General features: G+C 38.4%; 21 protein-coding genes and 1 other annotated feature. Of the genes, 5 read left to right on the forward strand and 16 right to left on the reverse strand.

All coding sequences use genetic code 11. The features are described 5' to 3' along the window. Positions 1–2: 2 nt before the first annotated feature. Complete coding sequence (locus ACWM35_RS07410) at positions 3–803, forward strand: NAD kinase (protein WP_454816911.1); 801 nt, start codon at positions 3–5, stop codon at positions 801–803. Between the two features lie 38 nt (positions 804–841). Here ACWM35_RS07410 and rarD read toward each other — a convergent pair whose 3' ends face one another. From rarD to refZ, 7 genes are all read right to left on the reverse strand, one after another. Continuing rightward, the gene (gene rarD, locus ACWM35_RS07415) at positions 842–1765 is read right to left on the reverse strand and encodes an EamA family transporter RarD (RefSeq protein WP_454816912.1); all 924 of its coding nucleotides are present in this window, start codon (positions 1763–1765) and stop codon (positions 842–844) included. Positions 1766–2012: 247 nt separating this feature from the next. After that, positions 2013–3596, reverse strand: a complete 1584-nt coding sequence (gene mbcS, locus ACWM35_RS07420; protein WP_454816913.1) for an acyl-CoA synthetase MbcS — start codon at positions 3594–3596, stop codon at positions 2013–2015. Between the two features lie 181 nt (positions 3597–3777). After that, positions 3778–3984: a small, acid-soluble spore protein, alpha/beta type gene (locus ACWM35_RS07425; protein WP_454816915.1), complete on the reverse strand. Its 207-nt coding sequence runs from the start codon at positions 3982–3984 to the stop codon at positions 3778–3780. A 136-nt stretch (positions 3985–4120) separates the two neighbouring features. Beyond that, positions 4121–5326 carry a tRNA uracil 4-sulfurtransferase ThiI gene (thiI, locus tag ACWM35_RS07430; protein WP_454816917.1) on the reverse strand — a complete coding sequence of 402 codons (1206 nt, stop codon included), beginning with the start codon at positions 5324–5326 and terminating at the stop codon, positions 4121–4123. A 1-nt stretch (position 5327) separates the two neighbouring features. Further along, positions 5328–6470, reverse strand: a complete 1143-nt coding sequence (locus tag ACWM35_RS07435; RefSeq protein WP_454817115.1) for a cysteine desulfurase family protein — start codon at positions 6468–6470, stop codon at positions 5328–5330. A gap of 132 nt (positions 6471–6602) precedes the next feature. Further along, the gene (gene ezrA, locus ACWM35_RS07440) at positions 6603–8291 is read right to left on the reverse strand and encodes a septation ring formation regulator EzrA (RefSeq protein ID WP_454816919.1); all 1689 of its coding nucleotides are present in this window, start codon (positions 8289–8291) and stop codon (positions 6603–6605) included. Positions 8292–8568: 277 nt separating this feature from the next. Continuing rightward, the gene (gene refZ, locus ACWM35_RS07445; protein WP_454816921.1) at positions 8569–9198 is read right to left on the reverse strand and encodes a forespore capture DNA-binding protein RefZ; all 630 of its coding nucleotides are present in this window, start codon (positions 9196–9198) and stop codon (positions 8569–8571) included. 160 nt (positions 9199–9358) lie between these two features. Between refZ and ACWM35_RS07450 the strand changes: the two genes are divergently transcribed. Beyond that, complete coding sequence (locus tag ACWM35_RS07450; RefSeq protein WP_454816923.1) at positions 9359–9841, forward strand: GAF domain-containing protein; 483 nt, start codon at positions 9359–9361, stop codon at positions 9839–9841. A gap of 27 nt (positions 9842–9868) precedes the next feature. Here the strand turns inward: ACWM35_RS07450 and megL are convergent, their stop codons facing one another. Together megL and ACWM35_RS07460 are read right to left on the reverse strand one after the other, a co-directional pair. After that, positions 9869–11059 (reverse strand): methionine gamma-lyase, encoded by a 1191-nt coding sequence (gene megL / locus ACWM35_RS07455; protein WP_454817117.1) that lies wholly within the window; start codon positions 11057–11059, stop codon positions 9869–9871. Positions 11060–11142: 83 nt separating this feature from the next. Beyond that, positions 11143–12573, reverse strand: coding sequence for a sensor domain-containing diguanylate cyclase (locus ACWM35_RS07460; protein ID WP_454816925.1), 1431 nt, complete (start codon positions 12571–12573; stop codon positions 11143–11145). A 431-nt stretch (positions 12574–13004) separates the two neighbouring features. Between ACWM35_RS07460 and rpsD the strand changes: the two genes are divergently transcribed. After that, on the forward strand, positions 13005–13607 hold the full coding sequence (rpsD, locus tag ACWM35_RS07465) for a 30S ribosomal protein S4 (RefSeq protein ID WP_454816927.1): 603 nt from the start codon (positions 13005–13007) through the stop codon (positions 13605–13607). 343 nt (positions 13608–13950) lie between these two features. Here rpsD and tyrS read toward each other — a convergent pair whose 3' ends face one another. Then, positions 13951–15204 carry a tyrosine--tRNA ligase gene (gene tyrS, locus ACWM35_RS07470; protein ID WP_454816929.1) on the reverse strand — a complete coding sequence of 418 codons (1254 nt, stop codon included), beginning with the start codon at positions 15202–15204 and terminating at the stop codon, positions 13951–13953. Between the two features lie 175 nt (positions 15205–15379). After that, positions 15380–15596: a binding site (T-box leader), on the reverse strand. Between the two features lie 144 nt (positions 15597–15740). On the opposite strand from tyrS, the gene ACWM35_RS07475 reads away from it, so the two are divergent. Further along, a complete protein-coding gene (locus ACWM35_RS07475; RefSeq protein ID WP_454816931.1) occupies positions 15741–18476 on the forward strand; it encodes a transglycosylase domain-containing protein in 2736 nt (911 codons plus the stop codon). A 144-nt stretch (positions 18477–18620) separates the two neighbouring features. On the opposite strand, the gene ACWM35_RS07480 is transcribed toward ACWM35_RS07475, so the two are convergent. Genes ACWM35_RS07480 through ACWM35_RS07490 form a run of 3 tightly spaced genes read right to left on the reverse strand, consistent with a single transcriptional unit; the run spans position 18621 to position 21106 of the window. Continuing rightward, positions 18621–19793 carry an acetoin utilization protein AcuC gene (locus ACWM35_RS07480; RefSeq protein ID WP_454816932.1) on the reverse strand — a complete coding sequence of 391 codons (1173 nt, stop codon included), beginning with the start codon at positions 19791–19793 and terminating at the stop codon, positions 18621–18623. Next, positions 19790–20437, reverse strand: coding sequence for an acetoin utilization AcuB family protein (locus tag ACWM35_RS07485; RefSeq protein ID WP_454816934.1), 648 nt, complete (start codon positions 20435–20437; stop codon positions 19790–19792). The genes ACWM35_RS07480 and ACWM35_RS07485 overlap by 4 nt, the downstream gene beginning before the upstream one ends. Positions 20438–20473: 36 nt before the next feature. Then, the gene (locus ACWM35_RS07490) at positions 20474–21106 is read right to left on the reverse strand and encodes a GNAT family N-acetyltransferase (RefSeq protein WP_454816935.1); all 633 of its coding nucleotides are present in this window, start codon (positions 21104–21106) and stop codon (positions 20474–20476) included. A gap of 210 nt (positions 21107–21316) precedes the next feature. On the opposite strand from ACWM35_RS07490, the gene acsA reads away from it, so the two are divergent. Then, positions 21317–23035, forward strand: coding sequence for an acetate--CoA ligase (acsA, locus tag ACWM35_RS07495; protein ID WP_454816937.1), 1719 nt, complete (start codon positions 21317–21319; stop codon positions 23033–23035). A 52-nt stretch (positions 23036–23087) separates the two neighbouring features. Here acsA and ccpA read toward each other — a convergent pair whose 3' ends face one another. From ccpA to ytxJ, 3 genes are all read right to left on the reverse strand, one after another. Continuing rightward, the gene (gene ccpA / locus ACWM35_RS07500; protein ID WP_454816939.1) at positions 23088–24086 is read right to left on the reverse strand and encodes a catabolite control protein A; all 999 of its coding nucleotides are present in this window, start codon (positions 24084–24086) and stop codon (positions 23088–23090) included. Between the two features lie 234 nt (positions 24087–24320). Continuing rightward, positions 24321–25397 (reverse strand): bifunctional 3-deoxy-7-phosphoheptulonate synthase/chorismate mutase, encoded by a 1077-nt coding sequence (locus ACWM35_RS07505; protein WP_454816940.1) that lies wholly within the window; start codon positions 25395–25397, stop codon positions 24321–24323. A 233-nt stretch (positions 25398–25630) separates the two neighbouring features. Beyond that, positions 25631–25969, reverse strand: coding sequence for a bacillithiol system redox-active protein YtxJ (ytxJ, locus tag ACWM35_RS07510; protein ID WP_454816942.1), 339 nt, complete (start codon positions 25967–25969; stop codon positions 25631–25633). Positions 25970–26022 lie beyond the last annotated feature (53 nt).

The raw sequence follows: 26022 nt of genomic DNA on the forward strand, positions 1-26022 counted from the left end.
ATATGTTAAATCGAAAAAATATTTATTATTACTACAAGCAGGATGAAGACATGCTTTCAAGAAAGAATCAACTAGAGGAATACGCGAATAATTACGGCCTTACGATTGTAAAAGATTATCGGAAAGCCAATATTATCGCCAGTATTGGTGATGATGGGACTTTTCTTCAAGCCGTTAGAAAAACGGGTTTTCGGGAGGACGTTCTTTACGCCGGAATCACCACAAAAAATAGTTTAAGTATGTATTGCGACTTCAGATGGAGTGATTTTTCTAATATGGTTGAAGCCATTTCAAATGACCAATTAAAAGTAAGACGCTATCCATTAATTGAAGTCAATGTTGATGGTCAAGGAACCTTTCCTTGCTTAAACGAATTTAGTATTCGTTCATCGATTATTCGAACATTGGTATTGGATGTATTTGTGGATGATCTTCATTTTGAAACCTTCCGTGGGGATGGATTAATCGTTGCAACCCCTACAGGCAGCACGGCTTATAATAAGTCTGTAAACGGAGCTGTTGTTGATCCACTTCTCTCCTGTATGCAAGTAAGTGAAGTAGCCTCCATTAATAATAATAAATATCGGACGCTTGGGGCTTCCTTTATCTTAAGTGGAAATCGCTCATTAACACTCAAGGTAAGCTCTGAAGACAACGATTATCCAACAATGGGATTAGACAATGAGGCATTAAGCATCCGGCATGTGGATAAGATTCATATCAAACTTAGTGCCAAGAAAATCAAAACTTTAAAACTCAAAGACAATTCCTTCTGGGAAAAAGTAAAAAGAACTTTTCTATAACCTAAGAAGGCTGCCGAGATTGTGGCAGCCTTTTATTTTTAATGGAGTTTTTCTTTTGATAGATTTCTATTTAATAGCAGTTTTGTCTTTGAAAGTGAATATAAAGTTAATGCCGACCAAATGAATATAAAAGCAAGTAATTGGAGTTTGGAAAAATGTTCATTATAAGCAAATACCCCTAAAAGTAAGGTTAATGTTGGAGCGATATATTGCAATAAGCCTAGCAGTGATAAGGGGATCTTCTGAGCACCTTTAGCAAAATAAAGAAGTGGTACTGCTGTCGCTGCACCTGCTCCCAATAATAGTAAATCTGTTCCAATATTAATGGACAAGAGCGCATTGGAACCATTCATAAAAAGCCATCCTATATATATGGCTGCAATTGGCGTTACTACCAATGTCTCTAATGTCAGTCCCACTGCAGAATCAACATTAATCAGCTTTTTTGCTAAGCCATAAAAGCCAAAGCTAACTGCGAGGACAATTGCAACCCATGGAAATTGCCCATATGAGACTGTCGCAATCATCACACCAATAGCCGCCAAACCAAATGAAATATATTGATAAATCGTTAATTTCTCTTTTAACACAATCATCCCCAAAAGAACGCTAACAAGCGGATTAATGTAGTAACCTAAGCTTGCATCGATCATATGGTGATTATTGACAGCCCAAATATAAATAAACCAATTCACACTAATTAATAACGATGCGATGATTAAGGCATACATCTGTTTTTGGTTTTTCGCAAAGCCTTTTAAGGTATGAATAAATAATCCCCATTTTTTTGTAAACAAAAGTACAATTACCATAAAAACAAAAGACCAGAATACCCGATTCGCGAGGATTTCCGTTGCATTTATGTGCTCTAAAAGCTTCCAATATATCGGCAGTAATCCCCAAAGTAAATAGGAAAACCCTGCATATATTGCCCCAGTCCTTATATCATTTGTTTTATTCATATTCTGGCCCCGATTCCTTCTAGTTTCGAAATACATTTCATTATACATCGAAACACAAGGAAGATGGCAGCTTTTTGCTTAAAGAAAAGCGCAAGCGCCTTGCACAGAGGCGACAGGCATAAGACGAGCCGGCGAGAAGGTTGCACTTTACCCTTCTTGTCGGTTTGGCTTATGACCCGAGCCTCTAGGCACTGGAGCTAGACAATGGAAAAAGCAGACAAATTTGTCTGCTCTAGTAATGCCAAAACTATTGTTTTACAGATTGCAATTCTTTTTGTCTCAGCTCAATCCGACGAATTTTCCCAGAGGTTGTTTTCGGAAGGTCTGCCAAATACTCAATTTTTCTTGGATATTTATATGGTGCTGTAAGTTCTTTCACGTGCTCCTGAAGCTTTTTCGTCAATTCCGGATCATTAGCATCGACATCATCTTTTAAAACCACAAATGCTTTTACGATATAACCGCGAATTTCATCTGGACTTGCGACTACGGCACATTCTTTGACAAACGGATGTTTCACCAAGGCATCTTCAACTTCAAAAGGTCCAATGGTATAGCCAGAACTGATGATGATATCATCGCCGCGGCCTTCGAACCAGAAATAGCCATCCTCATCCATTTTTGCTTTATCACCAGTTACATAATAATCACCGCGGAATTGCATCGCTGTTCTTTCTGGATCTTTATAATAGTTTTTGAATAATGCAGGTGTTGAAACGTGGACAGCGATATCTCCAACCTCACCTACAGGACAAACTTCTCCATCCTCATTAATAATCTCTACTCTATTTCCAGGAGTCGGTTTACCCATTGAGCCAGATTTCAGCTCCATCCCTTTCGTTACTCCAACCAGCAGGGTATTTTCTGTTTGTCCATAACCATCACGAACATCGACATTAAAATACTTTTTAAAGGTGTCAATTACCTCACGATTGAGTGGTTCTCCTGCGGAAACTGCACTATGAAGATTTGGAAGCTTATAATCATTAAGGTTTTCTACCTTAGCCATTAACCGATATTCTGTCGGTGTACAGCATAAGACATTTACAGAATATTTTTCAAGAAGGCTTAAATATTTTTGTGGTTCAAATTTGCCATTGTAAACAAGACCCGTGCCTCCTGAGCCCAAAACAGATAAAAAAGGACTCCATATCCATTTTTGCCAGCCAGGAGCTGCCGTTGCCCAGACCGTATCCCCTTCCTCAATACATAGCCAGTTTGTGGCAGCCGTTCTTAAATGAGCGAAAGCCCAGCCGTGGGTATGAACGACACCTTTAGGGTTTCCAGTTGTACCGGAAGTGTAGGATAAAAAGGCCATATCATCCCTGAGTGTTTCAGCAAGGGCAAACTCTTCTGATGCCGCTTTCATTTCCTCCTCTAATTGAACCCAGCCATCCGCTTTTGCCCCGACAATAAACTTAGTAAGAGTTTGGACAGATTGGATATTCTCAAATTGGTCAACAAACGGATAATAGCTGATGACCGCTTTTACATCACCATGAGAAATTCGATATTGCAGATCCTTTTCACGCAGCATTTCTGAGCTTGGAATGACGACCATGCCCGCCTTTAATGCGGCTAAATACACAACATAAGCTTCTACAAGACGTGGAATGATGACAAGAACAACATCACCCTTTTTCAAACCACTATTCGTAAGAACATTCCCCGCTTGGTTTACCCGAGTTAATAATTGTTCATATGTAACTTGCTTGGTTTCCCCTGATTCATTTTCCCATTTTAGTGCCAGCCGATTTGGGTCCTTTGCAAACCGTTCCACTTCCGCTACAAGATTGTACTTTTCTGGTGCAATTAACTCTTCCCGTTTCATACCTTTCCCCCTCACTAAGTTAAGAACTATGACTCTCATTAATTATACAAAATTATTTAAAAATTTTAAATTATTATTCAGTGAAAACTTTTATTTACTATTAGTATCTGATACTAATAGTAAATAAAAGTAAAAGAGAGCGGGAACGAGTCCCACTCTCTGTAGCCATATTATTCATTTGTTATCGTGAAAATCCGCCGCCTAGTTGTGATTCAGCCATAGATACTAAACGTTTAGTGATTTCACCACCAACAGAACCGTTAGCACGTGAAGTAGTGTCACCACCAAGTTGTACTCCAAATTCAGTAGCAATTTCATACTTCATTTGGTCAAGTGCTTGTTGTACACCAGGTACAAGTAACTGATTTGAGTTGTTGTTACTAGCCATGTGTTAATCACCTCCTTGTGAGTATAGAATGTGTATATCACAAGGAGTTCATTCCAAATAAAAATTGGTAATTGTTCACAGAAAATTCGTTTTTAATAAATCGCAACAACTAGAATACCCAAAGGAGAGATTACACTTAAAATAATTCACTAAACTCTGATGATTGATTCCGATCAGGTTTAATTGTCAGCATTTCCGTTTTTTCAACAGCCTCTTGTATTAAGGATTCAAAATCAAAAAAGCTTTCATAATGCTGAACTTTTTCTCTACGTGGTTTTGTTTTTGGTGACGCAGGAACAAAAATCGTACAGCAATCCTCAAATGGTCTAATTGAAATATCAAAGGTATCAATCTGTTCTGCGATTTTTATGATTTCATTTTTATCCATCGTCAGTAACGGTCTCAATAGAGGCGTATTGGTAACTTCATTTATCGCATACATACTCTCTAGTGTTTGACTCGCTACCTGTCCAAGATTTTCACCTGTAACAATTGCTAGTCCTTCCCTTTTTTTCCTGATTTCATCCGTGATCCGCAACATAAATCTTCTTGTTGTTGTCATCGAATAGTTTTCTGGAACCTGTTCACGAATGGCTTCTTGAACACTCGTGAATGGGACAATATGCAACTTCATGCTTCCAAAAATTTCAGCAAGCTTTTTAGCCAAATCAATTACTTTTTCCTTTGACCGTTCACTCGTATATGGGGGACTAAAAAAGTGAACTGCTTCAAGTTCTACTCCGCGTTTCATCGTTAAGTATCCTGCAACCGGACTATCAATTCCACCTGAGAGCATTAACATTGCTCTGCCGCTCGAGCCAACTGGAAGTCCGCCTGCACCCAAAATATTCTCACATGATAAATAAACGGCTTCACTTCGAACTTCAATTTTAAGATTAATATCCGGATTTTTTACATTCACCTTAATCCCCGGGATATTTTGCAGCAGATGCGCGCCAAAGGTTTGATTAATTCCATCGGTATCTAACTCAAAAGTTTTATCTGACCTTTTTGCAGTAATTTTAAAAGTTTGTCCCTCATGATAGAGGCTTTTTACTAGTTCTAGGGCTTCTTCTTTCATCGCTTCAATTTCTTTTGCCACTTTAATCGCTGGGCTTAGGGATTGAATTCCGAAAATTCCCTTTAACAACTTAATGATTTCTTGATGGTTTTCACCATTAAGCAGAACATGCATGCGATCCCGACTGGCTTCAATTTTTATTTTCGGAAAAGGGGCCAACGCGATTCGAATGCTCTTCTTCAATTTATCAACAAATTTATTACGATTTCTTCCTTTAGTTGAAATTTCTCCATAGCGGATTAATATACGATCATATTCCATATTAGTTCATAACCTTTCTAAGCTGTTTAACAGCCTTTTCTAAAGCGGTGATGACGGCAGCTGCTTCCTCTTCCGTATTTTCATAGGAAAGGCTGATTCTAAAGGCACTGTCAGCGAGATCCTCAGGTACTCCCATTGCTAATAGCGTTTTACTAGGAGATTTCTTCTTAGAGGAACAGGCACTTGTTGTCGATAGGAAAATCTCTTGCTGTTCAAGTGCATGAATCAATACCTCAGACTTTATTCCTTTTATTGAAAAATTTAATAGATGCGGGGCTGAATTTTCTAGCGGTGTATGAATGGTAAGGTCTTCAATCTGGCTAAGCCCCTCTCGTAACAATGAAATTACCTTCTTCATTCTAGCTTTACCTGATTTACATTTTTCCAGCGCCAACCGCAATGCTTTGGCCATGGCTACAGCTCCAGCCACATTTTCCGTTCCACTGCGTAGTTTCCATTCTTGATTTCCACCAGAAAAAAGCGGATCCAATTTAACACCATCTCTAATAAATAAGGCTCCCGTTCCCTTTAATCCATGAAATTTATGCCCTGAAAAGGAGCAAAGGTCAACATTATTCCTATACAGCTCCAATGGGACTTTTCCAATTGCTTGGACAGCATCAACATGAAAAAGAATATTAGGATATTGGATCAACAAATTTCCGATTTCATTTATTGGTTGAATCGTCCCGACCTCATTATTCACCTGCATGACAGAAACCAGGATAGTGTCTTTTTTAATCGAAGCTTTTACGTCTTCAACAGAAACACGGCCACTTGAATCTACTGGCAAATAGGTAATATCAAATCCATATTGTTGAAGCTGTTCCATAGCACCACGGACAGATGGATGCTCAACACTTGATAATATTAAGTGTCGCCCTTTATTTTTATGAAACAACGCTGCTCCTTTAATAGCTAAATTATTACTTTCCGTGCCTCCAGAGGTGAAAAATATTTCAGATGGATTAACCTCTACAAGGTTAGCCACTTGCGCTCTGGCTTGTGAGAGAAGTTTTTCAGCTCTCCCCCCAATACTATGAATGGATGAGGGATTCCCAAAAAATTCATTCGACACTGTCACAAAAGAATCTAACACTTCTTTATATGGTTTTGTCGTTGCACTATTATCAAAATAAATCATGGTATCAACCATTCCCTTCCGACACCCTTAACAGAAATAAATCTTATCATAAACTTTATTAAATGAAAAAGGGTATGAATTTGTCCAAAAGAAAACGATTCAGCTGCAAGGCTGAATCGATTAAATCTTTATTTATTCCTCTACAATTGTTGCTTTAATTCGTCTTAAAGCCCCTGGGTCAATCGCTTCTAGAGATGCTGCGGCCTGTTCAAGTGCCTCTTCATATTCGAAATGTCTAAATGCATTTTCTGCATCAGCCAATCCCTTAGCAACGGATGGATACTGTCTACGATATCGATTTCCATATTGGATTGCTTTTTCAGCAAGCATAACATTTTCCAACAGTTCGATGGTTGTATTTGACAGCTTTTCAACGGTTAAAACAGCAATTTCTAAATACTGATTTAATGAGGAGACATTCAGTGGCTTCTCTTCAAGCTGCAATTTTACATTTTGAATGCTTTCATTGGAATCCTCAAATAAATACTTATAATCTTCAGGCAATCCTGGGATATTACTTTTTGTCACGAGTCGAATGGTTTCGCCAACTTTCTTCGTTAAATCTCTAACCTTTTCTCTCGCCTCAAATTCATCTTTCCTTAGGTCTTGAAGTTTTTTAGCAAAACTATCCTGCTCTTCATGAATGATTTCCAACTGCTCTTTAATTTCCTTCAACTCTTCACAAATTACCGTTTGCGCTGTCTCATTACTATTCATTTTTTCAAGCAAAATATAATAGTGCTTGGTAACAGCGGTAAGCTCTTTTTCCAAGTGCCTTTGAATTTCAAAGTCATATTCTGTTAAATGATAACTTTCTTGAACATGAATCACTTCATTTGAAAGATTTTCATGTTCTTCTTGAAGAGATGCCAAAAGACCGCTTGTTCCTTTTTCATTTTGAATAATAAAATGCTTTGCATTTACTTCTTTTTCTAAAAGGTCAAATAGGATGTCAATTCTGTCTTTCACTTCGTTGATGCCCTCTACGGCTTTTTCTATTTCCGTTTCTTCAATAAAGCCTTGGTAAGTATTTAACTTTTCACGTAAGCTTTCAATTTCATTTTCTAATTGTATATGCTCTAGATAATATCCATTATCTGTCATCTCTCGAAAACCATCGACGACATCTGAAAGCTGTGCTGGAAGCAGCGACTGACATTCAATTAACAACTGTGGAATGAGATCCATGTTATTCTTGATGGTTACTAACTGGGTTTGAAGCATTAAGACATGTTCTCTCGCCTCTAAATAATTCCCTTGTTCTGTTTTCTCATCAAATTCATGGAATTTTTTCGTCACATCTTCAAGCTGTGCTTCGAGGAATTTTTCTGATTTGCCAAAGCTATGACGGTGGGCAAGCAACGCTTTTTTGGTTTCGCGATAGATTTCCTTCAACTGTTCTATTTCGATTCGATTTTTTTCTTCACTGCCAACAAGCTCATGCAATTCTTCTAGTATTTTATTAACCTTGTCTTCCGTTTCTTGTAATTTTCTGCCAATTTCCAGTTGTATGCCTTTCGCTTTATTGAACCGATATTTATCAATATACTCCTCAGCATCAAATAACATCTCTTCAAGATCAGGAAGTTTCACTGCAGCGATATCATCCCATTGATTCCGCCAGTTCTCGAATAACTCTTCTGTTTGTCCAGTCATGTTCAATTGCTTTACCTTAGACATTTCCTCGAGTACAGGCCGATTAAATAGGTCGATTTTCCATGCTTCTAAGCGATCCATTTCTTTAAAATATTTTTTCTTTATCAAATATCCTAATACAAATAAGGCTAGTATTAGGATGAAAAATCCAATGAAATATTTCACAAGTAAGCCTCCCTGTTCCAAACACTCTTAATCTCAAAAAACGCTCGTTCAAAATCTATATAAAATTTTCATTCATTAATATTCAGTGCCTTTATAATACCATGTTAACGACATTTTTTGACTATTATTTTCATTTTTTTTGTAAAAGATATGAAAATTACATTTTTATAACAAAAAACGATAGTTTAACGACAACCTTACAACGAAAAAAGCACTTGCCGCAAGGGAACATTCGTTCCCGACAAGTGCTTTTTTACATTTTTATCTTTTCATATGATTATAAGATAGCTTCTTTCTTTTCTACGGTTTGAGCAGTAAGCATTGTGTCAATCCAATTATTTATATCTTTTAAATATTTCTGTTCAAAAAACCGTTCGTTTGGAAAAGTGTAGAGCACTTCCCTTAAATAATTTGCATTAACAAATGGCATCATTAGCAGACTTTTGTACTGAATAATCAAGTATGGAATGGAGTGTGGACGAAACTCTTTTCGTTCAAATCCCTTTTCAAAAATCTTTTGTAGATAATATTTTTCTTTTAACGAATATGTGGACATAATTTCTCTCACGATTTGTGAATCCATTGACATTTCCCGATGAACAAATCTAGTTAATTCAATATTTTCACATTGATAATGGAGTAGATCAGCTGTCATTTTTTTAAGGCATTCTTTCGAACCTTGGTCAATTTTAGAAAAATGCTCTTCAATAATGTGAATATATTTTTCAAAAAAATACATGAAGCAAAACTCCAGCAGCCCAAGTTTATTTTCGAAATGGTACGCAATTGTTGCGGAATTTACTTTTGCCAGTGAAGCAATATCCCGAATCGAGGTCCCAGAGTATCCATTAGAATTAAACAAGGATACTGCCGCTTTCACAATTTCTTCTTTTGAATCTTTTTTCATCCGGTACACCTCCTGTAAGCTCACGTGCATTTTTATCCTTACATTATTGATTCTTTTCATCATTCACGATTCCTTCAAGAAATTATCGACAAAGTATCCTCTTTTTCTTGAAAATTTGATAAAATATATAATAAATTTCAACATGGAGAGGTGAAATAACATGTTTAACGTCGAAATGTATACTGGAAGCCGCCTGGATAATTATCAACTTGTCAAAAAACAATTACAGGCACTGCTCCATGGTGAGGAAAATCAAATTGCCAATTTAAGTAATGCTTCGGCATTATTAAACCAATTTCTAGATCGAATTAACTGGGTTGGATTCTATCTATTAGACAGTAATAATGAGCTTGTCTTAGGCCCATTCCAAGGGCTACCTGCATGTGTCCGAATTCCACTTGGCAGAGGAGTCTGCGGCACCTCTGCCAAAAATAAAGAAACCCTCCGTGTAGAGGATGTTCATCAGTTTCCTGGGCACATTGCCTGCGACGCGGCATCACAATCAGAAATTGTCATCCCGCTCATTAAGGATGGTCAATTACTTGGGGTTCTTGATATCGATTCTCCAGAGAAAAATCGTTTTGATGAACTGGATCAAGAACAACTTGAAGATTTTGTAGCTGTCTTAATCGAATATATATAAGAAAAACTCGCCCCTGGCGAGTTTTCTTTATATCTTCTCAAGTGCTTGGGCCAGATCGCCTTTTATATCCTCCCATGCCTCAAGCCCTACAGATAAGCGAAGCAATGTATCCTCTATCCCCATTTTTTTTCGTTCTTCTTCCGGTACCACTGCATGTGTCATCGTTGCAGGGTGTTGAATCAAGGTCTCGGCATCACCAAGACTCACCGCAATTTTAACTAATTTTAACTGGTTCATAAATAATTGAGCTGTTTTCTTGTTGCCTTTTAACGTAAAAGAGATAAGTCCACCAGGCTTTTTCATTTGCTTTCTCATAATTTCTCCATCATCTGGATGATCACTATCGCCAGGAAAATAGACCGCTCCTACTTTTGGAGACCCTCGTAAAAACTCAACTAGTTTAGTAGCATTTTCACAATGACGGTCCATTCGGACGGCTAATGTTTTTAACCCTCTTAAAAGAAGCCAGGCATCAAATGGGGAAATAATTCCTCCAATATCTTTTTGTGTTGTCCTTGAAACTTGCCGAATAAATTCCTCCGACCCAATCACCAGCCCAGCAATTACATCGCCATGTCCGCAAATATACTTAGTAGCACTATGAATAACAATATCGCATCCATGGGTGAGCGGCGTTTGTAAGTAAGGTGAACAAAAAGTATTGTCGACGACCACCGGAATTCCCCGCTCTTTAGCAACGCTTGAAACCACCTCTAAATCCACCAGCTTCATTGTTGGGTTAATGGGCGTTTCAATGTAAATACAAGTTGTATTTGGGCGAATTTCTCTTTCTAGTGCTTCCTTTGAGTTCATTTCCGAAAAATCATGATCAATCGCATACTTTTCCTTTAATAATTGAAGGAATCCAAAAGTACAGCCATAAACACCTTTGGAACATAAAATATGGTCTCCCGTTTTCGTTAATGCAGTTAATACAGCAGAAATCGCAGCCATCCCAGATGAAAAAGCTAAACCTGCTTCTCCTTTTTCTAGTTCAGCTATCCTATGCTCAAGAATATTTACCGTAGGATTTCCTAAGCGTGAATAAATGAATCCATCTTCCTTACCAGCAAATCTTTTTTCACCTTGTTCTGCGCTATTAAAGGTGAAGGTTGATGTTTGATAAATCGGGGGAACTAAAGAGTCTTGGTGTTCATCCGGTTTATAACCAGCGTGAATGACTACCGTTTCAAACTGTAATTTTTTCTCTTCCAAAATCTACCCCTCCTATTTGAAAACGCTTTCATTATATTCTATGAAGAAAGAGCAAGTTAAGGCACTCTTAATGTGACACGAATGCCTTAGCTTGCTCTCATACTGTTATCTTGGGCTACAGCTTTATTTTTCCCCGAAGCCTTGGCAATATAAAGTGCCTCATCGGCTCTTTTAAATAAATGATTATAGGTATCTAAATGGTCCTTATGCCAATAGGAAACCCCGCATGAAATCGTTACCTTTGGATGGGAACATTCAGCAACTTTTTCCACTAGTCTTTCCGCCACGGCAAAGCCAGCTGCAAGCGAGGCTTTAGGAAGATATATGGCTAATTCTTCTCCCCCCCAACGAGCACCCACATCTTTTCCCCGGATATTGCTTTTGATAAGGTCTGCCACCTGGACAAGAATTTCGTCACCTATCTGATGTCCAAAGGTATCATTGATTTTCTTGAAATTGTCAATATCAATTAAGATAAAGGTTCCTTCCTCATCCTCGTCCATTGACCATTGAATTTTTTCATCTAAATAGTTCCGTGAATGAAGCTTGGTTAGATGATCTGTAATGATCATGTTCTCCAGTTCTTCCCTTAACATCGAGTTTGTTAACGCTAATGACGAATGGTAAATGAGAGATTGAAGAAGTTTAAAGGTCTCGAAAGAAAAGAAAAATGGCTTTTGATGCATGATAATCGAAAAACCCTTTAGTTTTTTGCTTTGAATCATTGGTACAGCAATGATTGAATGATAGTGTGTCACATTAGACTTGATTGGTAGGTTTAAATCACCAATAAACAGTGAATCGTTTTCTTGAAGTATTTTATCCTTAATGTGGTCGATATAAATTCTTGATTTATCGGTCAAAAAGAAGGAGGTTGAGCCTGGCAGAACATTGATTTCCTCCCGATCATTAGCAAACAGAAAAAAGCCGATTTCCTGAGCTTCAAAAGTTTGTTTAATCTGCTTGGACATATATTTCATTGTTTCAGCTAAACGCAGGTTTGAATTTAAGCGTTTGGAGGTTTCATTTATTAATTCTAATTCAGAAATCACTCGTTTAGATTGATAATAGAGTTGGGCATTCTCTAGAGCACTTCCTGTGGTTTGCGCTAACAAGGATATAAACTCCACTTCATCCTTTGGAAAATCAAGTGTATCGGGAGCAATGACCTGTATAACTCCGTAGACCCCTTGCTTTCCTTTTAAAGGCGCATAGAGAATGGCTTGCTTTTCCTCTATTGAAGACTCAAGTTGAATTTGTCCAGAAACATACGATCCTAATGCGGCTAAATTCTCACTTTCATAATCAAATTCAATAACTGGCAGATTACTAGCATTGTTATGATCTTGTGAAAGGAGTAAATAATAATCAAATTCAGGATAAATTTGTTCGAGGGTCCCAATGATTTCTTCTAAGATTGTATCTTTTTCCATATAAGAGTGAAGTTTTTCCGCAGCACGAAACAACTTCTTATATCTATTTAATTCCAATAACAAATTCTTCTCACGATCATCCATCTCATTTATCACCCAATTATACTGATAACTTAAATACCAAAAAAATACATCCCTCTCTTTATTATAGTAAAAAGTCTAGGCTTTTTGATATATTTTTTTGAAAGTTTTTTAAATTTTTGTATATTTTTACCTAAAAATGTAATTGAACCAAAGTTTATGTTGAAAAGAAGGACAATAATTTATTATGTATCAAATCACCTTGACATAATACAGAAAAAAATTATATAATACTCTTTGTGTAAAATATTGCAGCCTATGTGAACACTTTAATAGTCTCATTTTGTTCCTCATGAGTCGCCGACTCTATTGATGGTGCATCTTGTAACCCTTAGCTGCTAGGGCGAAGGTGCATGAAAACAAAATGAATATTATTGCTGAATCATAACGGTTTTTATTTTACCAAAATAAAAACACTGAAGGAGGAGTCATTCATGGCTCGTTATACCGGCCCAAGCTGGAAATTATCCCGTCGTCTTGGAATCTCTCTAAGCGGCACAGGTAAAGAATTAGAAAAGCGTCCTTACGCTCCTGGACAACATGGTCCAAACCAACGCAAAAAGCTTTCTGAATACGGATTGCAATTACAAGAGAAGCAAAAGCTTCGTCACATGTATGGTGTTAATGAGCGCCAATTCAAAAACTTATTCGTAAAAGCTGGCAAAATGCCTGGCGTTTACGGTGAAAACTTTATGATTCTTCTTGAATCACGCCTTGATAACTTAGTATACCGTTTAGGTTTAGCTCGTACTCGTCGTGCGGCTCGTCAATTAGTTAACCACGGTCACGTTACTGTTAATGGTTCACGCGTTGATATTCCATCATTCCGCGTATTGCCTGGTCAAACAATTGGTCTTCGTGAAAAATCTCGTAACCTAGATGCAGTTAAAGAAGCAGTTGAAGTTAACAACTTCGTTCCTGACTATTTAACTTTTGATGCAGACAAATTAGAAGGTACTTTCACTCGCTTACCTGAGCGTTCTGAATTACCAGCTGAAATTAGCGAAACACTTATCGTTGAGTTCTACTCAAGATAATATACTTAGAACCCGCACCAATTGGTGCGGGTTTTTTGTTGTTTTCCATGGAACTCACGTAACCAAAAGACAGGATACTATACGATTTGTACCGTATAAGTGGTTTATGTTACCAATAACTACTTTAAATCCATTTTACGGCAACGTATTAGGGCTTTACGTTACCACAACCGCTTGAAAAAACAAAAAGTTTGCACGTATGAAGGCTTTACGTTACCATCTACTACTTTAAATTTATATTACAGGCACGTATAAAGACTTTACTTGACCTATACTACCTAAAAAGTCATGGGTCGGGCACGTATACATCGTATACGTGCCCAACCCATGTTTCAAATAGCTATTAATGCTTTATTAATGTATATTTCTTTTTCCCTCTTCTAATAATCGTGAATTGACCTTCGATTCGATCGGAATCAGATAATACATAAGCTTTATCTGTGATTCGTTCTCCGTTTACCGATACCGCACCATTGCTGATGTCTTCACGAGCCTGACGCTTAGATGGAGAGATTTTAGCTGCGACTAATAAATCTACTAAGTTCTCTTCTCCCGCAGCCTCGTAAGTCGGTACATCCTTAAAGCCTTGAGTAATCTCCGCTGCAGACAGATTTCTTACATCACCGCTAAATAAAGCTTCGGTAATTTTAATTGCCTGTTGTAAAGATTCCTCTCCATGAATTAAACGTGTCATCTCTTCCGCTAAAGCCTTTTGTGCTTTACGCAAATGAGGTTCTTCCTGCACTGCCTTTTCTAAAGCTTCAATTTCCTCATGAGATAGGAAAGTAAAGTATTTTAAGTATTTCACAACATCCGCATCGCCTGTGTTAATCCAGAATTGGTAGAACTCATATGGTGATGTCTTTTCTGGATCTAACCAGACAGCCCCGCCCTCTGTCTTACCGAATTTTGTTCCATCAGCTTTTGTAACAAGCGGAATCGTTAAACCAAATGCCTTCGAACCCTCTGGCTGCATTTTACGGATTAATTCAAGACCTGAAGTAATATTCCCCCACTGATCACTACCACCAATTTGAAGTTTACAATTATGATTCTCGTATAAATGATTAAAATCCATTGCTTGAAGAATCGTATAGGTAAATTCCGTGAAAGAAATTCCTGTTTCTAATCTTGAAGCAATCGTATCTTTTGCAAGTAGATAGTTAACTCCGATGTATTTACCGATATCCCTTAAAAAGGAAATAACATCCATTGATTTAGTCCAATCATAGTTATTTACCATGACTGCACCATTTTCACCATCAAAGTCAAAAATAGCTGCTAATTGATTCTGGATACCCTCGGCATTTTTTTGAATCACTTCAAGACTTTGCAGCTTTCGCTCTTCACTTTTTCCACTTGGGTCACCGATCAAACCTGTTGATCCTCCCACTAAAACGATTGGACGGTGCCCATGCTGCTGAAATCTTCTAAGTGTTAAAAACGGCACCAAGTGTCCAATATGCAAGCTGTCAGCTGAGGGATCCGTTCCACAGTATAAAGAAATCTTTTCATTGCTCATCACATCTCTAAGGCTCGCTTCATCTGTTTGCTGGTAGATAAGACCTCTCCATGCTAAATCCTGTAATAAATCCATTTTTCATAAACCTCCATTTTCTAGTAAAAAATAAAAGCGGAAGCGCCTTGTTCAGGGGCGACAGGCATAAGACGAGCCGCCGAGAAGGTTGTTCTTTAACCTTCTTGACGGATTGGCTTATGACCCGAGCCCCTAGGCGCTGAAGCTAGATAAATAAAAAACGCCCCTGCAAAATTGCAGGGACGCCTATATGCGCGGTACCACCCAGCTTGAGGAATAAATTCCTCCTACTCGAAAAATTAACGGTTTTGACCGTTCACCGCTACTCTCATATTCACGGGGAAAGCTCGAGGATGTAATTCATTCTTCTATATGTATCAGCTCACACCGGCCGCCGACTCTCTAAGAACAGGGATAGAAGAACTACAATGAGTTCCTTTCACAGCTTCAATATTAATAATAACTTATAGCATTTTTAACATATTTTATTTCCACTGTCAAACCTCCAACTGGAAAAATCAGAAAAATGTAGAAGTTTGTCAGTTTTACAACCATCTATATGCTATAATATACATGATTTTAAGAGAGGTGATTCGATGAATGATAAATGGCAAGTGTGGATCGAGAAATTCAAATCCACAGTAAACTTGCTTTCCCATAGAAAAACAGTAAAAAGTGCCCGAATTACGTACCAAGTAGTTTGGAATCTCTTATTGTTGCTCATAACAGTGGTTATTCTTGGGGGGGCATTTGCAACGGGTGTTGGTGCCGGCTATTTTGCCTCACTTGTTAAGGAGGAACCAGTTCGCTCCTATGACAGTATGAAGAAGGATATTTATAATTATACGGAAACATCGGACTTATATTTTTCTGATAGTGTTTATCTTGGAAAGCTTCGGACAGATCTTGAACGCGAAGAAGTTAAACTAGACCAAGTATCGGACTACCTAGTCAAAGCCGTTATTGCAACGGAAGATGAATATTTTTATGAGCATAAAGGCGTGGTTCCAAAAGCCGTCTTTCGCGCCCTATTCCAAGAGGTAACAAACTCTTCTGTTCAATCAGGAGGAAGTACTTTAACACAACAATTAATTAAGAATCAAATCTTAACAAATGAGGTTTCTTTCCAAAGAAAAGCAAACGAAATTCTGCTTGCTCTTCGCTTAGAAAAGTTTTTTACTAAAAAGGAAATCCTTGAAGCCTATTTAAATGTTTCTACGTTTGGCAGAAATTCCTCTGGGAAAAATATTGGCGGAGTCCAAGCTGCTGCAATGGGAATATTCGGCAAAAATGCTAGTGATTTAAACATTGCCCAATCTGCCTTTATTGCAGGTCTTCCACAAAGTCCCTTCGGATATACTCCTTTTACCAGAGAGGGAACCGTAAAAAACAATCTTGAACCAGGCTTAACTCGCATGAAAACAGTCTTAAAGAGAATGTTTGATGCTGGATACATTAACCAGACACAATATGCAGAGGCTTCTGCGTACGATATTACAAAGGATTTCATCCCAGCAGGTGAAAATCCAATTGAAAAATATCCTTACCTTACATTCGAAATTGAAGATCGTGCCATCGAAGTCCTCATGAAGGTACTAGCTAAAAAAGATGGCTATGAGGAAAAGGATTTAAAGGACGAGAATCTCTATTATCGTTACCGATCATTAGCAAGTCAAAATTTAAGGCAAAATGGATATGAGATCCACACAACGATTAATAAAGATATTTATGATGCCATGCAGCAAATTAAAGACAATTATCCTTCCTTTGGCCCTGATAAACCTGAAGAGAAATTAGATCCAGAAACTGGTGAAAAGATTACTGTCATGGAGCCAGTTGAAGTTGGAGCAATGCTCATTGAGAATAAAACAGGAAAAATAATCAGTTTTGTTGGTGGAAGAGACCATAGCAAACAAGAGCTCAATCATGCTACCAATGCAATCCGCCAAAATGGCTCGACTATGAAACCACTGCTTGTTTATGCACCAGCCATTGAATTGGGAAAAGCCTCTCCTGGGCTGCCTCTTCCTGATGTAGCGTTACGTCTTGATCCTAGCAGAAATACTCCTTGGCCTAAAAACTATGACCTTAGGTACAGCGGAATCACTTCCGCAAGATACGCACTGGCCAAGTCTTATAACGTTCCAGCGGTTAAGCTTTACAAGGATATTCTTGATCAAAAGCCAGCAAAATATTTGGAAAAAATGGGCTTCACTTCTCTGACGCAAGGAGATTTTGAACACCTTTCTACGGCAATTGGTTCCCTGGATAATGGCGTTACTGTCGAAGAAAACACGAATGCTTTTGGTACTTTTGCAAATGAAGGTAAATTCATCGATGCTTATTTAATCGATAAAATTGTTGATAAAAATGGCAAAGTGGTTTATCAGCATGAAGTAAAACCAGTTGATGTTTTCACACCACAGACAGCTTTCTTAACAGTTGATATGATGCGTGATGTTATTCAAAGTGGGACTGCTGCCGGAATTAACAGCCGTTTAAAATTCAAAGCAGACTGGGCAGGTAAAACAGGAACTGGGGTTGATTTCCATGATGCTTGGTTCGTCGCAACAAATCCAAATGTCACATTTGGAATTTGGACAGGCTACGATACACCAAAATCACTAAAGACAGGCGGTATGTCGTATTCGCAAAGAACGAACAACCTTTGGGTTGATTTGATTAACGCAGCTTATGCAATCAAGCCTGAATTAGTGGATCCAGAAGAGTCCTTTAAAATGCCATCTGGTATTGTCACACGTTCTTATTGTGCTGTGTCAGGCTTGTTGCCATCAGAGGCATGTTCAAAGGCTGGATTAGTTGAAAGTGATTACTTTAACGTTGCTCATGTACCAACCAAAGTGGATGACAGTTTAGTTTTAGGAAAGTATGTCCAAGTTGGCGATAAAAAATATTTAGCTCCGGATTCAGCACCTGCTGAGTTTACTCAGCAAGGAATGATCTTAAACCCTGATTTCGTGGAGAGAATGGTTGGCAAGAATTTTTCAGATATTAGTCAGCTGATTCCGAAGCGTGATCGTTGGGGCAATATTCTTGTATCAAATGCTAAAATTGGAGATAACGGTAAACTGCCTGATGCTGTAACATTAGTCGCTTCAGGTAATCAATTAAGTTGGTCGCCTTCGGGTGATAATGATGTTGTCGGCTACCGGATTTATCAAGACGGTGCAAAAGTTGTGAGTATACCAAGTGGTGCAACACTTGCAGCATCTGCCCCTGATGGCAGTTACTATGTAGTCGCCGTAGATATAGCCGGAAATGAATCAACGCCATCAAATATCGTTGATATTGTTAGCATTCCACAACCCTAAATAGAACAAAAAGAGGAGCTCAAAAAAATCGAGCTCCTCTTTTTATTTTGGAAAAGGAATTATAAAATTCGACTTTGAGAATTGTCCAGCTCCAGCGCCTAGGGGCTCGGGTCATAAGCGCCTGACCAAGGCGCTTCCGCTTTTCTATGTAGATTCACTTTTTTGATGATTTCGAATTGGATAAAGGGCTTTATTAAGCGTAAGCAGATTCTTTTCTGTGATCTCTGCTTTCCTAGGGATTGGTTTATACATATCCTCTGGATCATCCCATTCCTTTGGTAACGCTACTGGGGCTTTTTCCTGCCAATTTTCCATCCAGTCCACCGGTAAACTTCCATAACAGTTCGAGTTTTCAGTCATCTCAAGCCAAATCAGTGCCCAAGCTCTTGGAACTACCCGCCAAATATCATATCCTCCCCCGCCAACAGCAATCCATCTGCCGCCGCAATACTGATGCGCGATTTCGTGCGCAAGTTTAGGAATTTCACGATAGATTTTCATCGTTGCTGATAAATGCGTTAATGGATCATAATAGTGTGAGTCTGCCCCATTTTGAGTAAGGATAACATCAGGCTTAAAAAACTCAGCCACTTCTCTTAAGGATTGCGTATAGGCAGTCAGCCATGATTCATCCTCTGTAAAAGCATCCACCGGGACATTAAAGGAATAACCATAGCCCTTTCCTTGCCCACGTTCCGTCACATTACCGGTTCCAGGGAATAAGTATCTTCCTGTCTCATGAATCGAGAGCGTACAGACATTGGGATCATCATAAAAAGACCATTGTACACCATCGCCATGATGAGCATCCGTATCAATATAAAGAACCCTTGCATTGTATTTCTTTTGGATATATTTAATTGCCACGGAGCTATCGTTATAAATACAGAAGCCTGATGCTTTTCCGCGAAATCCATGATGCAAACCGCCTCCTAAATGGAGAGCATGGAGTACTTGTCCACTCATTACTTGATCAACAGCCGTTAAAGTACCGCCTACCAATAACGAGCTTGCTTCATGCATATTGGGGAAGATTGGTGTATCCTCTGTACCCAATCCATAATTTTCAGCGATTTCCTGTGGCAGCTGACCATGTCCTGCCATCCTGACGGCATCAATGTAGCCGGGATCATGAATTAGGCTTAGCTCCTCTTCTGTTGCCATTCTCGGAGCAATCACATCCTGATTGGCCAATGCATCTAATCTATGTAATAAATCTACCGTTAATTTAAGGCGAAATTGATTAAAAGGATGATTACTGCTGAATTTATAATTCAGCAGTTCTTCTGAAAATACAAAGGAGCACCGATCTTTCATAGGGAAACACCTGGCATATTTGGCCATAAAACATCATGGCCGGCTTGTTTAAGATCTTGAATGAGCGCCGTAGGGTTCATCGTTTGGACGCGAATAACAAGTATTTTATGCTGTTCATTTTTCTTATCCGGATAGACTAAGACACTCAAAATATTCGCTTTCCGATTTTTAATGACGGCAGTAATATCACTTAGTTTTCCGGCAAGATTTGGCACCCTGACTTCAATTTGTGAACCAGGCTGATGCGCTCCCGTTAACTCTACCATTGTCCTTAGTAGATCTGTCTCAGTGATAATCCCTACAAGCTTCCCGTCATTTGTGATAGGCAGACAGCCAATTTTATGTTCATAAAATACAGCTGCAACCTCTTCAACAAAATCAAGTGGATGGCCTGTGATCACATTTCTCTTCATAATCGATTCTACCGGTCTTTGTAAATCCTCTTGGTTTTCATTCGCACGGAAGGTAGATGGTGATGCCTTCCATACATCTGACAAGGTTACGATTCCAACTAGATGCTGGTCTTGATCAACAATGGGAATATGGCGGAATTTTTTTGTTTCCATTAAATTCATCGCATCCATAATTGAATCTGTTGCAGAAAGAGTCATGACCTTTGTTTTCATAATTTCTTCTACTATCATCCGAATTCCCCCTCTACTAAAATCACAAAGATAAAATTAGTACATAAATCGGTTCATAAAACGAAGACGGTCAAATTTTTGGACAGTTTCCAAATCTATCCTTTTACCTATTCTTGCCATCAGACAATTGGCAGGATGAGAACATATTTCTGGGTCATCCGTTGCGTACCATTCAAGTCCGCCGGCATTCATCATTTTCTCCATAATTTTTCGGTATTCCCAGACATTTAATCCCGTTCCCTTTAAATCCCAATGCCAATAATACTCCGTTGTGATAATTAAATAATCTTCCATTGCATCATCCATCATTGAAACGGTAAGAAGGTTTTTACCAACTGAGCAGCCTCTAAATTGAGGAATAACCTCAATCGCTCCCAATTCAATTAAATTATCAATTTTACCTTCGGACCATCGTTCAAGTGGATCAGGATAAAGAAAGGTCACATAACCAACAATCATTTCGCGGTGTCTGGCAATAATAATTCTGCCTTCCTCAAGATCAGCAATTCCAATTAATGCTTTATGCTGCTGCTCTGGTGGTCGAAACGCAGTGAGATGTTCATGAAAATCATAGCTTGCTAGTTTATCTGATGAAACAGGACCTTCAATAATTAAGTTCCCATGAGGAGTTTTTAATTCTTTTGCATTGTACGTTTTTTTGTGTTTCATTCCAACACCACCTGAATAATCATTCAATATCCTCTCTATTATACATAATTTCCCCTTAGATTTATCCCTCTCTGCTAAATTTTCTGTCTAATTAGAAAACTGCTTCACTATGAATATAGTTAACTACTAACCAAAAATATTTTTTTAAAATTGAGAATAATCATTTTTTGTACTATAATTAATTTCATATTAGGCAGAGGGGGAATTAAAATGAAAGTGGAAACACTTCCGGTTATGCAAGGGGAGCATAATTTAGTTAATTACGAAGAAACATATAAGACTTTCACCTGGGAACAAGCAGAGAAGGAATTCTCTTGGCACGAAACTGGGCTTGTTAACCTCGCCTATGAGGCGATTGACCGCCATGCTGCTACATTCCGAAAAAATAAAGTGGCTCTTTATTATCGTGATCCTTCACGGAATGAAAAATTCACCTTCAAAGAAATGAAAGAGCTTTCAAACAAAGCAGGAAATGTGCTGAAAACCTATGGCGATGTAGAAAAAGGTGACCGCGTATTTGTTTTTATGCCACGAACTCCTGAGCTTTATTTTACTGTTCTTGGTGCAATCAAACTTGGTGCGATTGTTGGTCCATTATTTGAAGCTTTCATGGAAGGCGCCGTTAGGGACCGCCTGCTAGACAGTGAAGCAAAGGTATTGGTTACGACACCAGAACTGCTTGACCGTGTTCCAGTTAATGAACTTCCTGCATTAAAGCATATTTTCTTAGTAGGCAATGATATTGAAGAACAAGGAAAGAATATTGACTTCTTAAAAAAATTTGCAGAAGCAAGTAAGGAATTAAAAATTGAATGGGTGGAACGGACAGACGGTCTTATTCTTCACTATACGTCCGGTTCAACAGGTAAACCAAAAGGCGTCTTGCATGTACATAATGCAATGATCCAGCATTATCAAACCGCTAAATGGGTACTAGATTTAAAAGAAGACGATGTATACTGGTGTACAGCTGACCCTGGCTGGGTAACTGGAACATCTTACGGAATCTTCGGTCCATGGTTAACCGGGACCTCCAATGTCATTGTCGGAGGACGTTTTAGTCCTGATACTTGGTATAAAATGATTGAAGACTTCGGAGTCACCGTTTGGTATAGTGCCCCTACTGCATTCCGGATGTTAATGGGTGCAGGTGATGAAATTGTGAAGCGTTACAATTTAAGTAGTCTCCGTCATGTTCTAAGCGTCGGTGAACCATTAAACCCAGAGGTTGTGAAATGGGGTGCCAAAGTATTTAACAAAAGAATTCATGATAACTGGTGGATGACAGAAACAGGTGCTCAATTAATTAGTAACTATCCATGTATGGAAATTAAACCTGGTTCTATGGGGAAACCAATTCCTGGTGTAGAGGCTGCGATAATTGATGATCAAGGCAATGAACTCCCGCCATATCGTATGGGCAACCTTGCTATAAAGAAGGGCTGGCCATCGATGATGCATACAATTTGGAATAATACAGAAAAGTACGATTCTTACTTTATGCCTAGCGGCTGGTATTTTTCAGGGGATTCTGCCTATATGGATGAAGATGGATATTTCTGGTTCCAAGGCCGTGTTGATGATGTAATTATGACGTCAGGGGAACGCGTTGGTCCATTTGAGGTGGAAAGTAAACTCGTTGAACACCCAGCGATCGCAGAAGCAGGTGTAATCGGCAAGCCAGACCCTGTGCGGGGAGAAATCATTAAAGCGTTTATCGCTCTTAGAGACGGTTATGAAGCTACAGAAGAACTAAAGGAAGAAATCAAGCTATTTGTGAAAAAAGGCTTGGCAGCCCACGCAGCCCCAAGAGAAATTGATTTCCGCGATAAGCTGCCTAAAACACGGAGCGGAAAAATTATGCGCCGTGTCTTAAAAGCTTGGGAACTTAATCTGCCAACTGGCGACCTATCGACGATGGAAGATTAGTATTAGAATGAAAAAAGCAGTTACTTTTTTTCAGTAACTGCTTTTCATATTATTAATTCGTTGACTGACGATGCTCAATCCGATGTGGCAGGACGACGATTTGCTCGGATACTTCTTCTTTATTCATTAATTTGGTAAGCAAACGCATCGCTACCGCTCCAATATCATATAAAGGCTGGACAATGGTTGTTAGCTGCGGACGAACCATCAGCGATAATCTTGTATTATCAGATGTAACCACTTCAAAATCCTCAGGAATTTTATACCCTTTATCTTGAGCACCATGCACAACACCAAGTGCCATTTCGTCGGAACCAACAAGAATCGCTGTCGGTCTCTGGGCTGCTTCTAATAATTTATCAAAAGCTTCGAGGCCAGAATCGTATGAATAATCACCTTCAACGACAAGTTCCTCATTGTATGGAAGCCCAGATTCTTGAAGAGCTCTTTGGTAGCCTTTTAATTTTCTTTCAGTATTTTTAGGCTCGTGTAACGGTCCAACCACAAAGGCAATATGCTTATGGCCTTTATCGATGAATTCTTTCACGGAGTCAAACACTGCCTGTTCATAATCGATATTAACGGAAGGAATCTGTTCTGTTTCCTCAATAGACCCAGCTAAAACGATCGGAACTGGAGATTTTTCAAATTCACTAACATGCTCTGCCGTAATATTTCCTCCCATAAAGACAATGCCATCCACTTGTTTTCCTAACATGGTGTTTAACAAGTGTAACTCCTTGTCCTTATTTTGGTCGGAGTTGCTTAAAATAATATTGTATTTATACATGGTGGCAATATCTTCAATACCACGGGCTAATTCTGCAAAAAAGATATTCGAAATGTCAGGAATAATAACTCCGACAGTAGTCGTCTTTTTGCTGGCAAGTCCACGCGCAACGGCATTTGGACGATAGCCAAGTCTTTCAATCACCTCTAATACTTTTTTTCGGGTAACTGGTTTGACGTTTGGATTACCATTCACAACACGTGAAACGGTTGCCATCGACACATTGGCTTCGCGGGCAACATCATAAATCGTTATATTCACGTTAACACTCTCCTTAAAAACGATACGTTATTTTCTTTATTTTACATTAGTTTTGTATAAACTAGTCATGTTTCTTTTTGACTGAACTAATTGTGAGAAAGTAAACAATCTTTATTATGTATTAATGATACGATAAGAAGGTTAAAGCCGCAATTGAAATTATTATCATTTTCATTTTAATTTTCATAAAAACGCAAAAAACCTTCTTTAGAGAAGGTTTTTTACTATTTTGCATTAAATTCGTACGAAGTTGGAAGCGAGTAGTTCATTATAGAATTGATCGAATTGTTCAAGATTCATTTGCTGTTGGGCATCTGAAAGTGCTACAGCTGGATCTGGGTGTACTTCAGCCATTACGCCATCTGCGCCAATGGCAAGTGCCGCTTTTGCAGCTGGCAATAATAAATCTCTTCTGCCAGTCGAGTGAGTAACGTCCACCATAACCGGTAAATGTGTTTCTTGTTTTAGAATTGGTACCGCTGAAATGTCAAGCGTATTTCTCGTTGCTCGCTCGTAAGTTCTAATTCCTCGTTCACAGAGGATAATATTACCATTACCCTGAGACATAATGTATTCTGCTGCATTTATGAATTCTTCAATCGTTGCGGCGATCCCTCTTTTTAATAAAACAGGTTTATTTACCGCACCTGCAGCTTTTAATAATTCGAAGTTTTGCATGTTCCGAGCACCAATTTGAATAACATCAATATAATCAATCGCCATTTCAATATCGACTGGATTAACGATTTCACTAATGACAGCCATATCGTACTCATCAGCCACTCGTTTTAGAATTTTTAAACCTTCAACACCTAGTCCTTGGAAATCGTACGGAGATGTTCTCGGCTTATAAGCGCCACCGCGTAAAAGTTTTAAGCCCTTTTCTTTCATAGCTTTAGCAACAGTAGCCACTTGTTCATAGGACTCAACCGCACACGGACCAAAAACAAAATGCGGCTTGCCATCGCCAACGGTTTCACCCTTTAACGTCACAATTGTATTTTCTGGCTTCTTTTTTCTGGAGACAAGAAGTGCTTTTTGATGATCATCCTTTTGTAAATCTAGGCCTGCTTTAAAGATTTCCTTGAAAATATGGTCGATGGTGGCATTATCAAACGGCCCATCATTGTTCTCTTTAATAATATCCAGCATCTTTCTTTCACGAACAGGGTCATAACGAAATACTCCCTGATTTTCTTTTACTTTACCAATTTCTTGGACAAGCTGAGCTCTTTCATTAATCAGCCTTAACAATTCCAAGTTCAGTTCATCAACACGAGTTCTTAATTGATCTAAATTATTATTGCTCATCGTTGTCCCCGTCCTTTCTTTAGCTAAACAGAATTTTCATACCGTTTGTATCCCGTCAGCTATAAGCCCTCAATAATTTTTTTATATTTTACAACATTTCAATAATTAGGATTTATTATATCGGATATGAAGAATTTTGTCACCTATTTTTTCTTTATCAATTAAACGCTTTTAAGCACTAAAGTATTTTGTTTTTCATGACTTAACTATATGCTTTAGTTTTCTGATGGTGTCTATAGGGAAAATTTTTCACTAACTGCCGTTCCCAAAGAACGTTTGGTAATCTTCCAATGAGAAGCATTCCAAATAGCCTCACCTTTGGAAAATAAAAGGGCTTGTGGTGATTCATGTTTGATTTGAAACTTCTCAGCAATTGCATTTGAAAGTGGTCGAGCATCTTGTACAGCTAAGAAAAAGGTTGGTACGTTTTGATTTTCATTCGCATATTTTTCATACTCCTGATAAGCTGCATGGCTAATCGGGCAAGTTAGACTATGTTTCAAAAGAATAAAATTCTCATGTGTTTGCAACAATGATTCAAATTGTTCTTCTGTTTCAATTTTTTCAAGCATCAAGTATTCCTCCTATAATAAATAAACGGTGAAGTCATTCTATCACTTCACCG

Source organism: Neobacillus sp. K501, assembly GCF_053749995.1.